General features: G+C 57.0%; 11 protein-coding genes. 5 read left to right on the forward strand and 6 right to left on the reverse strand.

Translation table 11 applies throughout. The annotated features are described in order from the left end of the window. Positions 1–3: 3 nt before the first annotated feature. From DRW39_RS17385 to DRW39_RS17405, 5 genes are all read right to left on the reverse strand, one after another. A complete protein-coding gene (locus tag DRW39_RS17385; RefSeq protein ID WP_116108333.1) occupies positions 4–582 on the reverse strand; it encodes a GNAT family N-acetyltransferase in 579 nt (192 codons plus the stop codon). A 55-nt stretch (positions 583–637) separates the two neighbouring features. Continuing rightward, on the reverse strand, positions 638–1,198 hold the full coding sequence (locus DRW39_RS17390) for a nitroreductase (protein ID WP_116108334.1): 561 nt from the start codon (positions 1,196–1,198) through the stop codon (positions 638–640). A 118-nt stretch (positions 1,199–1,316) separates the two neighbouring features. After that, positions 1,317–2,771, reverse strand: a complete 1,455-nt coding sequence (locus DRW39_RS17395; RefSeq protein WP_198664926.1) for a RagB/SusD family nutrient uptake outer membrane protein — start codon at positions 2,769–2,771, stop codon at positions 1,317–1,319. A gap of 47 nt (positions 2,772–2,818) precedes the next feature. Further along, complete coding sequence (locus DRW39_RS17400; protein WP_116108337.1) at positions 2,819–5,977, reverse strand: SusC/RagA family TonB-linked outer membrane protein; 3,159 nt, start codon at positions 5,975–5,977, stop codon at positions 2,819–2,821. Between the two features lie 462 nt (positions 5,978–6,439). Then, the gene (locus tag DRW39_RS17405) at positions 6,440–7,831 is read right to left on the reverse strand and encodes a NupC/NupG family nucleoside CNT transporter (protein WP_116108339.1); all 1,392 of its coding nucleotides are present in this window, start codon (positions 7,829–7,831) and stop codon (positions 6,440–6,442) included. Between the two features lie 77 nt (positions 7,832–7,908). On the opposite strand from DRW39_RS17405, the gene DRW39_RS17410 reads away from it, so the two are divergent. Continuing rightward, entirely contained in the window at positions 7,909–8,526 is a 618-nt protein-coding gene (locus DRW39_RS17410; protein ID WP_116108341.1) for a uridine kinase, read from the forward strand. On the opposite strand, the gene DRW39_RS17415 is transcribed toward DRW39_RS17410, so the two are convergent. Beyond that, entirely contained in the window at positions 8,523–8,939 is a 417-nt protein-coding gene (locus DRW39_RS17415) for a VOC family protein (protein ID WP_116108342.1), read from the reverse strand. The two genes, DRW39_RS17410 and DRW39_RS17415, sit on opposite strands and share 4 nt — an antisense overlap. Before the next feature lie 124 nt (positions 8,940–9,063). Here DRW39_RS17415 and rpmI point away from each other — a divergent pair, with 124 nt between their 5' ends. The 4 genes from rpmI to DRW39_RS17435 all read left to right on the forward strand — a co-directional run bounded on the left by rpmI (position 9,064) and on the right by DRW39_RS17435 (position 12,082). Next, positions 9,064–9,258 (forward strand): 50S ribosomal protein L35, encoded by a 195-nt coding sequence (gene rpmI / locus DRW39_RS17420; RefSeq protein ID WP_116108343.1) that lies wholly within the window; start codon positions 9,064–9,066, stop codon positions 9,256–9,258. A gap of 68 nt (positions 9,259–9,326) precedes the next feature. Further along, positions 9,327–9,674 carry a 50S ribosomal protein L20 gene (gene rplT, locus DRW39_RS17425; protein WP_116108345.1) on the forward strand — a complete coding sequence of 116 codons (348 nt, stop codon included), beginning with the start codon at positions 9,327–9,329 and terminating at the stop codon, positions 9,672–9,674. 100 nt (positions 9,675–9,774) lie between these two features. After that, on the forward strand, positions 9,775–10,980 hold the full coding sequence (locus DRW39_RS17430) for a serine hydrolase domain-containing protein (protein ID WP_157976191.1): 1,206 nt from the start codon (positions 9,775–9,777) through the stop codon (positions 10,978–10,980). Between the two features lie 130 nt (positions 10,981–11,110). Continuing rightward, positions 11,111–12,082, forward strand: coding sequence for a hypothetical protein (locus tag DRW39_RS17435; RefSeq protein ID WP_157976192.1), 972 nt, complete (start codon positions 11,111–11,113; stop codon positions 12,080–12,082). The last annotated feature ends 33 nt before the right edge of the window (positions 12,083–12,115 follow it).

Raw genomic sequence — 12,115 nt, forward strand, 5'->3', positions numbered from 1 at the left:
CACCTACTCTCCGTAAGTCTCCCGGGCAAAGCCGAATCGCATCAGATCCACCAGGGTTCCGCTGGGTAGGCGGTACTCCTGTCGCAGATCACCCTCGCGGCTAAAGCCCACGCGGCGGGCCAACCGCTGACTGGCATAGTTGTCCACGAGGGTCTTGATCACGAGCTTTTCCAGTTCCAGCTGCAAAAAGCCGAAGCGGACGACGCGGGCCAGGATCTCCGTCATAATTCCCTGGCGAATCAGATCCTTGTCTATAAAGTAACCGACCTCTCCCATCGGCACCGCCCAGTCCAGGTTGAACACCTGCACGAAGCCAATCAATTCCGTTGACTCGTTGTGCCATACGCCCATGGCATAACGGGTCTGCAGCAGCCACTCGGCGATACATTCCCGCACGAAGCTTTCCGCCGTCTTCCGGTTCTTCGCCGCCTCCGCCATCAGGTAGGGAAAGTGATTCAGCAGGTAGTCGCGATTGTTATCTAGCAGCTTATAAAAAGCCTTTCCATCCCCCTCCCGAAATCGCCGCACCACGCAGCGGTCAGTAATCAGGGCAGTGTCAATATCAAATAACTGGTGACGCATCAACGACAGGTTTTAAGGAACCACCCAACCTACTAAAAAACTAACGGACTCCCCCCTAACTTCCTTTTCCGATCCACTCCACCTTCTCCCGCCAGTCGCCACGCGGGCGCGGAAGTTCCGGCGCCTCGTAGTAGCCTAGGTAGAACATCCCGAGGCACCGCTCATTTTTAGCGGCACCCGGCCATTCCCCGTAGTCGCCGCATACGAAGCCCGGGCTGGACCAGTATCCACCGAGGTCGTATGCACTCAGACTCAACCATAAATTTTCGACCGCCGCACCCACCGCGGCTATCTCCTCCCACTCCGGTACGCTTTCCTGCGGATCGCGGTGCAGAAAGATGAGTACTACCGCCCCGGAACTGTCAATTTTACCGCCGAATTTTTTGGCGATCTTGTCTGCGTCGGGTTGGTCCCGGCCGTAGACCGCCAGAAGCTCATCGACCAGTCTTTGCTTGCCCGCACCCTGATAAATGCGAAAACGCCAAGGCTCCGTTTTACGATGACTGGGTGCCTGGTTCGCAGCCGCTACCAGTTCTTCCAACACCTGCCGGTCTATCAATCGGCCGGTGAAGAATTGTGGGAATACGGATTTGCGTTCAGCAATCAGTGGAAGCATAGTAAAAGAATTTTTGCGGCGGAGCGCAGGTAGAATGCAATGCTACGAAAAGGAAACCGGGCAACCGGCTCAAAGCCAATTGCCCGGTCTGGAATCCTCAATCACTCGATTATTACGCTCAGTTCGACAGATTGGGGTTAGCATTAACCTCATCCTGCGGAAACAACCAAACCCACCGCGGATCATCGGCCGGTACCTGCATCACGTTATTGAGCAGGGATGGGATGTGGTTTGTTTCCACACCGTTCTGGCTGGTCCGGTCCAGGGGCATATTCAAGCGTTTGAGGTCGAAGAACCGGAATCCCTCTCCCCATAGTTCCCAACGACGCTGCAGCAGGATTTCCTCGATGAGATCCTCGCCGGTATTCGTTGACAGGGTATACGACGGATCCCGGGCCAGGGCTAGCGGAAGCAGGGCCTCCGCGCCATCCTCGCCCAGACGCGCCTTGGCTTCGGCCTCGATCAGGTACATTTCCGATGCGCGCATGTAAGGAACATCGCCGCGACTGTCTCCACTACTGTAGCTGAGAAACTTCTGACTGGTGTAAGGAAAAAGAAGGTGATTGGGACCAATCTCGTATCCGGCTGGCAGATCTTCGTGGTTACCCGAAGCGCTGAAAACGGTCGAACGTACGTCGGTTTCGGGTATTTGCTCGTAGAGCACGCTGAAGATAGACTTAGGGTTGCCCCGGATATTAGAGGATTCGAAGTTTCGCGACATCCACGCACCGAAGTTGGTAAAGGCAGATCCCTGTTCCTCGTTGTAGTGTCCGCCCCACATCCATTCGCTAACGCCATAGTCGTTGAATCCGCTCTGGTAAGTACCACGATCCATAAGATCGAATCCTTCCCGGGCCAGCTGGGCGTACTCGGAAGCTACCGCCCAGTTACCCTGCGTCAGGGCAACGCGAGCTTTGATTCCCTGCGCAACCGCTTGGTTGATGTGGGATTTATTAAAACGGTTATAGCCTTCCAGTAGGCTTATTGCCTGGTCGATGTCGGCGTTCACCTGGGCATACACCTCTTCCACGGAGGATGGACTGAGCCCTTCGGTAGTAGCAGTCAGCACCAGCGGAATGCCTTGCTGGCTGTTGCCGCCGCCGTAGGCATAACGTTCGGCATGACGTTGCACGAGAAAGTGATGGGCAAACGCGCGGTACGCATAGGCCTGCCCCAGTGCAGCGTCGCGATCGGCCTGGTTGCCCTCCGCGTTCTCTGCGCCTTCGATGATGATGTTGGCGTTGTTGATGACCTTGTACATGACCCGCCAGCCGTGGCGTAGGTCACCGTCGGTGGCGTTGGTGTGGTCGTTCCAGCTGGCCATGCTGATCCACCAGCCATTGGCGCGGGCGTTCATGACCAAATCCTCGCCCAGTGCGTCGTTTTGTATCAACATGGCGGTGTAACCACCCTCCCCGTTCGATCCCTGCCGCTCGTAGAGCAAGCGGTGGATTCCGTTAATGACCAGGTAGAGGTTGTCCGTACTCGAGGTGGCCGTGCTGGCCGAGACCGCCGTGGTGGGTGACTCTTCCAACCAGTCCTTACCGCATCCGGCGAACAGGAGAAGTGCCAAAACCAATAGGGATAAATATGTATGGCGCTGTTGCATGTCAGTATGATTTAGAAGGAAGCATTCACGCCGAAGGTGATCGTCCGGGATGGGGTAAAGCGGTTAGAAGTGGTACCGTTGAAGTTCTGGTTGGCATCCATACCCTGACGGGCATTGGCGAGAAAAAGATTCTCCGCGTTGGCGTATACGCGCAGCGATGCCAGTCCTATGCGCGATGACAGATCGTCGGGCAGATCGTACGAGATGTTGGCCTGACGCAGGGCCAGATAGTCTGACTTTACGAGAAAGCGAGACGACGCGGCACCGAAATTATTAGACTGCGATGCATCCAGCCTTGGGACCTCGGTGATGTCCCCCGGTTGCTGCCAGCGATCCAGGATGTCCGTGCTAAGCGATGATCCGTAATTTCCATTGGATAACAGCCCGGCGTGGTTAGTATCATAGGTCTGTCCGCCCAGTTGATAAGTAAACAGTACCCCAAAGCGCAGATTTCCGATCCGGAACTTTGGAGAAAAGCTGCCGAACAGATCGGGAATCGCCGTTCCTACGAATGCGTACGCGGCGCTGTTTGCATTGGTGGTCAGGCTATCACCGTCTATCACGCGGATATCGGAGTCGGAGGTCGTCACTTCAGCGTCCAGCGCATAGAGTACGGCTCCGTCCGCAGGGTCAACCCCCTGATAATCGCGTAACCAGTAGTCGTAAAGGGACCCGCCCACGACAAGCTTCTTTGATCCGTTGATGATCTCCTCCTGGGGCAACTCGGTGAATTCGTTATTTATAGTCGATCCGTTCCAGTCAATCGAGAAATTGAAATTGGAAGTATTAATGATGCTGGCACTCAGGGCGAGTTCGACACCCCGGTTATACATACTACCAATATTCGCGAGGTAGTCATCATTACCGGTCGACAGTGGAAGGGGTACACTGAAGATCAGGTTATCCGTCACCCGGTTATAGTATTCTATGCTTCCGGAAAGCCGGTAATCCCAAAACCCGAATTCGAGGGCGACGTCCGTCTGGGCGTTCGATTCCCACTCGAGCTGTGGTGCTCCCAGCGAACCCACGATGATACCCGCCTCGGTATCGTTGTTGAAGCCGAGGGTAAAGAGTGGCTGGCTGGCGTAGAAGCTCACGGGGTCGGTGTCCAGGTTGGAGTCATTGCCGACTTCCCCGTAACTGGCGCGGAACTTGAGCAGGTCGACCCAGCTGAGGTTGCTAACGAAGCTTTCCTGATCCAGGCGCCAGGCTACACCGACGGAATAGAAATTACCCCAGCGAACATCCTCGGAGAAGCGGGAAGATCCATCCGCCCGAAAAGAAGTGGAAATGAAGTAGCGGTCGTTGAAGTCATACTCCGCACGGGCGAGCCACCCCTCCGTTGTGTACCGGCTGGTGTAGCTGTCGGCATCAGAAATCGTGGTAAAATTGCGGAGTTCGGTATTGCCGTCGGCAATCTGGTTGGTTCGGTAAGCGTACAGATAGTTATACTCGTACTCGAAGCTCTCGTGACCACCCAGCAGGCTGAAATTGTGGCGGCCGATGGCCGTGGAATAATTGAGCAGCTGGTTGTACGTAATGGACGAAGTGACGGAGTTTGTCCGCGAAGCACGCCCGTTGGGCGCAGCGTCGCCAACGATGCGGTTACCGTAGGTTTCGTTGTTGTAGGAAAGACGGTCGAGACCGGCGTTCAGGGTCAGGGTAAACCCATTCAGAAAATACAGATCTACGAATGCGCGGGCGCCAAGGGTGTTACGGCGCTCTTCATCGATGTTCAGCAACGTTTCCTGGACCACGTTCCGGCCGTTGGTATTGCCCACGCGGGCGGCACCGAGGTTGTAGATACGCTGGCCGGCCTCGTCGAAGATAAAGTCGCCGGTAACCGGGTCGTGTTCATACAGTGGGTATATAGGCGCAATGTTCCGGGTGGAAAAGAAGGGGTTCACGAAGCTGGTGCTTCCCCCGTCAGCGGCCTGGTTAGTCGTGCTGGAACTCAGGTTAGCATTAAAACCCGTCTTCACCCATTCCCGGGGCTGTGCGGTAACGTTGGCCCGTCCGGTCAGTCGTCCGAAGTCGGATGCCTGGATCCACCCGGTATCGTCGATATAGCCCAGCGAAGTGTAAAACGTTGAGGTCTCGGTTCCCCCCTGGTAAGAAATGTCCGCTTGCGTCCGGTTGCCGAGCCGTGTAAGGGCATCTTGCCAGTTGAGGTCGTCTCCGTAGAGTAATTCCGCGTCGGGGTTGAGTTGGCCGTTTGTTCCGACTACCAGGCTGTCCGCTACATTGAATGGATTAGTACCCAGGAGCTCCACGATCTCGGCTGAGGCCTCCCGGTTGGCGTCTTCCATGGTTTCACCGGCTCCGTAGACCAGGCTGTTGCGGTATGCTTCCCACTGCAATTCATAGTACTGCTCCGGGCTTACGCGATCATATTCCTTGATCGACCGGCCACTGAAGCCTTGGCTCACGTTCACGTTGAAGCGGCTCTGCCCCGTGCGGCCACCCTTCGTGGTAATCAAAACCACCCCGTTGGCGGCCTTGGAACCGTAGAGGGCCGTGGAAGATGCATCCTTTAGAACGGTCAGGCTTTCAATATCGTTCGGATTGATGCTGTTCAGAGCGCCCGAAAAGATGATGCCGTCTACCACGTAAAGCGGAGAGGAAGAGGCATTTACGGAACCGAAGCCCCGCACCCGTAGCGGAGACGAGGAGCCCGGCTGACCGCTACCTGGCGTGTACTGAATCCCCGCGGCGCCCTCCAGAGCGGAGGTGACGTTGGTGATGGCCCTGTTTTCCAGTGCCTCGGCATTAATCTGGGTAGCAGAACCGGTAAAGGCGCCACGTTTGGACGTACCGTAGGCGGTCACGATGACCTGGTCCAGCGCGATACTGGAAGCTCCCAGTTTGACATCGACGGAAGACTGTCCACCTACCGGAACGGTAAGCGTTTCCATACCCGTATAGCTGAAAATCAGCACGTCGTCCGCATTCGCGGCGATGGAATAATAACCATCAAGGTCCGTGACGGTGCCGGTAGTTGAGCCTTCGATCATGACGGTCACGCCGATCAGGGGGTCGTTCGTTTCGGCATCCAGCACCGTACCGCTAACGGTGCCGGACTGCGCGGATTGGGCGCCGGTCGCCACGGACCAGCACACCAAAATCAGCACGAAGCCATAATTAAGTAGATATATAAACCGATTGGTCATTGGTATAATTTGAGACTATAGGTTACGAGGATATCTTCCCGACCGGCACGAAGCGGCCGGCGGGCAAGTAGTGAAAGTAGAGGTGTATCAGGATCGACCTAGCGTGAAAAAACCTAGGGAGCAGCTTTCGCGAACGGGAGGCCGTGGCGAAGCATTCATTTGCGTAAACAATGATAACACCGGCGTAGGATTGCCAAAGGCACACCCGTTCAATAGCCCGGATTTATCGACAAATGGCATGGTTTGATCGACCAAATCCAAAAACATTCCGCCAGCTTCTGTGAAGTTGAATAACACCTACCGGTCCTCTCCCCCGCGGATGGTCCTGCCACCCGTGCATTTGGGTATAAATAGGACAATCGTGGTGCATCTTAATAGCACAACGATTCCTCATCTGGCTTCCGCAGAAGCGGAACAAAGTACCTGTAAATGGACCTAAAATCGCTTCTGAGAAGCTAAGTGCTACTGGTAAAACAGGCCGGCCACGGCCCCCGTCATCAAACAAGCCACCGTACCGCCCACCAGGGCGATTAACCCCAGTTCGGTGAGATTTTTCCGCTGCCCCGGGGCAATGGCACTGATGCCCCCCACCTGTATCCCGATGCTGGCGAAGTTGGCAAACCCGCAGAGCGCGTAGGCAGCGATAAGCACGCTTTTCGGATTCAGAGCGGGGCCGGTAGCCTGAACGGTGCGGAAGGTATCGTAGGCTACGAACTCGTTAATGACGGTTTTCAGGCCGAGTAACTGGCCGACGATGGTGATGTCTTCGGTAGGTACGCCTATGATCCAGGCTACCGGAGCGAAAACGAGTGCCAGTAGGTAGGTGAAGCTAAAGCCGGGAAACCGTCCCTCGGTGCTAGCGGAGATGGCCTCGTTCCAGTTCATATCGGTGAGCCCCACCCAAAGCGCAGCATCATTGATGATCTCCGTTGCGCCCACGAAGAGAACATTCATCATATAGATTAAGGCGGTAAAGACGAGCAGCATGGCCCCCACGTTGATGGCCAGCCGTAGCCCGTCGCCCGTCCCGCGGCTGATGGCATCGAGTAAGTTGTTGCTTTCGTCGGCGGCCATCTCCAGTCGCTCGTCGCGTTCGGGCACCTTGGCATCGTGGACATCGGTGGATTCGGTACCGGTGACCGCCGCGAGTGCCGCCGGCGTCTCCGGGAGCAGCATTTTGGCGCAAACGATCGCCGCCGGAGCCGAGATGATGCTCGCCGTGAGCAGGTGACGGGCGAAGAACTGCTGACTGGCGGGATCGGTCCCCCCCAGAAATCCGATGTACGATACGAAGACGCTCCCGGCAATGGTCGCCATGCCTCCGACCATTACGCAGAGCAGTTCCGAGCGGGTCATCCGTTCGAGGTAGGGTTTTACGACCAGCGGTGCCTCCGTCTGACCGATGAATACGTTAGCAGCGGCGGCGAGACTCTCCGGCCCGCTGAGTCCCATGGCTTTACTGAGCAACCAGGCCAGTCCGTACACGACCTTCTGCAGGATACCGAGATAGTAGAGAATAGCGGACAAGGCGGAAAAAAAAACGATAGTGGGCAGCACCTGAAAAGCGAAGATGTAGCCGAAGCTGTCCACGTCCACCACGATGCTACCGAAAAGGAATTCCGCTCCGGCGGCGGTAAACTCCAGCGTTTTTCGAAATCCGGCGGCCACGTAGTCGAAAACGGTGCTGACCCCCTCGATCTTGAGAATCAGGATGGCCAGTACGAACTGCATGGCCACGCCGATCCCAACTAACCGCCAGTCAATGGCCTTTCGGTTGGCACTAAAGGCGTAACATATTCCCAGCATTGCACTCATTCCGAGAATGGTGCGAAAAAGATCGTAGGCAAAAGTCATGACAGCGGTTGGGTAGCGCACAAGGTAGCCATAAAGGATGAGTGACTGCGATTACCTGTGTACCTTTGCGACCAATTATGGCGATACCCTTCATTATCGGAATCACCGGCGGCAGCGGATCCGGCAAGACCTCCTTCATTAAGCAGCTACGACGCGGACTTCCGGACGACCAGGTCTGTCTCCTCAGCATGGACGACTATTATGTCCGTCGGGAAGACCAGGAAAAGGACGAGCGCGGCATCCACAATTTCGACCGGCCCGCCTCCATCCACTGCAAGCAGTTTATCCGGGACCTCAAGCAACTGATTGCGGGCGAAACCGTCCAGCGCCAGGAGTACGTCTTCAACAACGAACTGGCGAAGGCCCGCTTGCTCACCTTCCATCCGGCACCGGTCATTATCGTGGAGGGGCTCTTCGTTTTTCACTATAAGGAACTGCGGAAACTCCTCGACCTCAAAATATTCCTCCACGCCAAGGATAACCTGAAGGTGGTCAGACGCATCAAGCGCGACCGCGTGGAGCGCAACTACCCCCTCGAGGACGTACTCTACCGCTACGAGCACCACGTGCTGCCAGCCTATGAGAAGTACGTCCAGCCCCATAAAGACCGTGCCGACCTGATCGTCAACAACAATACCGACTTTAACATGGGCCTCTCCGTGATACGGGCATTCGTCGAAAAGAAAATCAATTAATCCTGCGCTCCGCCGCCCAAATCCGGCGTCCGCTGAATCAGATCCCACCGGTTGCCGTAGCAATCGGCGAATACGCAGACCTTTCCATACGCCTCTTCCGAGCGCTCCCGGACGATCTCCACGCCCTGCTCTACCAGCCGACGGTAGTCCCGTTCGAAGTCATCGGTATCGAGAAAAAGCCACACCCGGTCCGCGGCCTGACGCCCGATCAGGGCGCGTTGTTCCGGAGTGCTCGGGCGGGCCAGCAGGATCGCGCAGCCCGCTGCCCCGGCCGGCCGAATGCGCACCCAGCGCTTGTCCGCTCCGAGTCGGGTGTCTTCCAACAACTCGAATCCGAGGCGGTCTACGTAGAAGGATAGCGCCTCGTCGTAATCGGCCACCAGGAGGCTGAACTGAGCGATGGACTGGGGCATGAGCGGAGCATTTTCGGTGGAAGGCGGCGGGTGATGAACGGCAAGGTGGGAAATTCCCGGAAGTTGCGTTGTATGTAGCGATAAAATTTCCTACCTTTGCGCTCCATTTGTAAAAACCGGTGCCATGCCTAAGATGAAAACGCACAGTAGTGCAAAGAAACGTTTCAAGATTACCGGTAGCGGTAAGGTGAAGCGCTTCCAGGCTTACACCTCGCACATGATGCGCAACAAGTCCAAGAAAGCCAAGCTTCGTCTCCGTGACGCCGCCCTGGTTTCCGTAGCCGACGAGAAGCGCATCAAGCGCCTGCTGTGTAAGTAAATTATTTAACGAGAGTACGGGCCCTAAGTACCCACCGCGGTCTCCGTGCTGTACTAAACAAACTCATTATGCCACGTTCAGTTAATGCGGTTGCCAGCCGCGCGCGCCGCAAGCGCATTCTTAAGTCCGCCAAAGGTTACTTCGGCGCACGCTCCAAAGTCTACACCGTTGCCAAGAACGCCGTCGATAAAGGTATGGCTTACGCCTACCGCGACCGCCGCAACAAAAAGCGGGTCTTCCGCCGCCTCTGGATCGCGCGTATCAACGCCGCCGCCCGCCAGAACGGTACCACCTACAGCCGGCTCATGCACGGCCTCAAGACCGCCGAAGTCGGCCTCAACCGGAAAGTCCTGGCTGACCTGGCCATGCACCACCCCGCCGCCTTCACCGCCGTCGTTAATACGGTAAGCAAATAAACGGGAACTGTATTAGCCCCGTGTCGAGCCCCTTCGCCCATCCGGACGAAGGGGCTTGCTATTTTTGGCTACTTTTCCAGCTCACTTAGCTACTATGATCATGCGTACCCTACTCCTGGCGATTACCATCTGCCTGTTTACCGTGCCGGCCGGCGCGCAGTCCCTCGCCGAAGCCGGTCTGACGGAAGACGGCGTCCAGCGGCTCGAAAATTGGCTGGAAGGGGAAGTGACCGCGCAGCGTCTGCCGATGGCCGAACTGCTGATCTACCGGAACGGCGTAGTCGGCTACCACCGTACGACCGGCGTAAGCGACCTGACGACCGAGGCGCCGCTACGGGAAAACCAGCTCTATCACCTCATGTCGATGACCAAACCCATCGTCACGGTCGCCTTCATGATGCTGTACGAAGAAGGCCACTTTCAGCTGACCGATAAGGTTGCCGACTACCTTCCTGAATTTGCCGACCTAAAGGTGGCCCGCAATTCGGACGAGGGGCTACAGGTGGCCACCGATCCCGCTACTTCCGCCATTACGATCGAACAGGTGCTTTCGCACACGGCGGGCTTCTCCCACGGCCTGACGGGTACGATGCTGGACAACGAGATCGCCGGAGCCCTGTACTACCGGCCCCACGCCGACATCGCCTCCCGCGTCAAGACCCTGGCGACCCTACCCTTGCTGGGTCAACCCGGGGAACAGTGGATCTACAGCACTTCACCCGACATCCTGGCCCGGCTCATCGAAGAATTCTCGGGACAAACGGTCATTGAGTTTCTGGAAGAGCGACTCCTCGGCCCACTCCATATGACCGACACCGACTATAATATTCCCGCGGAGGAGTCCGGGCGACTGGTAGCCAACCACCAGGTCTCCGAGGGTATGCTCACGAAGGCAGCCATGCAGCTTCCCAGCAGCGGCAATAAGGTGTATGGCGGGTCCTTCGGGTTGTACTCCACCGCCGCCGATTACCTGAAGTTCTGCCGTATGCTGCTCAATAAGGGCGAACTGGACGGCACCCGCTATTTGAGTCCCAAAACCGTGGAATTAATGACCACGAACCACGTCGGCGACATGCGCGGCAATGGCGAAGGCTTCGGCCTCGGCTTCGGGATCATCACCGACGTTGCCGAGAACGGCGTCCTGGGAAGCGAGGGACAGTACTTCTGGAACGGGGCCTACTCCACCTTCTTTTTTATCGACCCGTCCGAGCATATGATCGCCATTTTGATGTCACAACGGTCCCCGTACTCCGGTTACCATGAGAAAATGTTCCGGCAGATGACTTATCAGGCATTGGGCGACTGATTCGGGGAATGTTAAAGTGGCGATCATTACCTGATTATCCGCGCTCCCGCACTGCGGATACGGGAATTGTGTGGTAGTTTACTAAGGAAGACACCGGCCCCAGCTTTCTTCCACGCACACCCCGACTACCATGAGAACATTTATCCAAGGGCCGATCTTCGGCCCCGGCCGGCCGTTGTGGCTGGCTTTTGCCCTACTTTTAGCTTGCCCGTTTGCACTGGCTGGAATACATCTTGATCCCGGCGTCGGGAACAAAGGCGAAGATCCCCCCGGCGAGAACTCCCTGGCCGTTTTGATTGCCGGCGAGCGATGGATGGAAGCCGAGTGCGCCCGCGAGGGCGAAGAATGGCAACCGGACAGTACGGACGCCGCCTCGAATCGCTTCTTCGTGTATTTCCCCGGTAACGACAAGCTTCCCCGCCCCAAGCGAATCGGCGGACCTTCCCAGCTCACCTTTTCGGTCGACCTCTCCGTGACCGCGGCGTATACGCTCTACTTTCGGGTTAATTCACCCGCCCAGGACCGCAACTCCGTATGGGTCTCCATCGACAATGGCCCCTGGGCGAAGTTCTGGAAGCAACGCGACCAGGAACAGCTCATCACGGATGGATTCGAATGGCGCGAAGTGGTCGACGACGGCTCGCCCCTGAACCTCAATCTGAGCACGGGCAAGCATACCATCAGAGTAGCCGCGCGGGAAACAGGTACCCAATTCGACAAGATTTTCCTCTCCCCCTCGGGGCGGCATCCGGATGGGATCGGTGCCCATGCGCCGACCTGCCCTCCGCGGTCCGCTTCTACGCTCACCGGCCTACGGAATCCGGCACACGAACCGGTGATGCTGGCCGTTTATCCTAATCCGACCACGGGCACCCTACGCGTTCCATTGCCGGCGGCTGCTGCCGTTCCTTCCTTCATTCGCGTTACGGGGGCTGACGGTCGTCAGCACGCCCTTCGGCAGCCTGTTGCGGTAAGTAACGGTGGACCCGGGGAAGAAATGCTGCTCGACATCCATGACCTTCCGGCGGGGGTGTACACCCTCCGGTTTGGCGTAGGCGACCAAAGCCCACCGATGGTGGCCACCTTCGTGAAGACGAGATAAGGCTCCGGCGGGAGGTAGCCCTCTGCTTTTCCG

Source organism: Lewinella sp. IMCC34191, from assembly GCF_003390935.1.
Classification (GTDB): Bacteria; Bacteroidota; Bacteroidia; order Chitinophagales; family Saprospiraceae; genus Neolewinella.

Excerpts from the sequence above, each read along its gene's own strand:
- DRW39_RS17400 (WP_116108337.1), bottom strand. The coding sequence starts at position 5,977 with ATGACCAATCGGTTTATATATCTACTTAATTATGGCTTCGTGCTGATT.
- DRW39_RS17430 (WP_157976191.1), top strand. The coding sequence starts at position 9,775 with ATGCGTACCCTACTCCTGGCGATTACCATCTGCCTGTTTACCGTGCCG.
- DRW39_RS17390 (WP_116108334.1), bottom strand. The coding sequence starts at position 1,198 with ATGCTTCCACTGATTGCTGAACGCAAATCCGTATTCCCACAATTCTTC.
- rpmI (WP_116108343.1), top strand. The coding sequence starts at position 9,064 with ATGCCTAAGATGAAAACGCACAGTAGTGCAAAGAAACGTTTCAAGATT.
- rplT (WP_116108345.1), top strand. The coding sequence starts at position 9,327 with ATGCCACGTTCAGTTAATGCGGTTGCCAGCCGCGCGCGCCGCAAGCGC.
- DRW39_RS17405 (WP_116108339.1), bottom strand. The coding sequence starts at position 7,831 with ATGACTTTTGCCTACGATCTTTTTCGCACCATTCTCGGAATGAGTGCA.
- DRW39_RS17385 (WP_116108333.1), bottom strand. The coding sequence starts at position 582 with ATGCGTCACCAGTTATTTGATATTGACACTGCCCTGATTACTGACCGC.
- DRW39_RS17415 (WP_116108342.1), bottom strand. The coding sequence starts at position 8,939 with ATGCCCCAGTCCATCGCTCAGTTCAGCCTCCTGGTGGCCGATTACGAC.
- DRW39_RS17410 (WP_116108341.1), top strand. The coding sequence starts at position 7,909 with ATGGCGATACCCTTCATTATCGGAATCACCGGCGGCAGCGGATCCGGC.
- DRW39_RS17435 (WP_157976192.1), top strand. The coding sequence starts at position 11,111 with ATGAGAACATTTATCCAAGGGCCGATCTTCGGCCCCGGCCGGCCGTTG.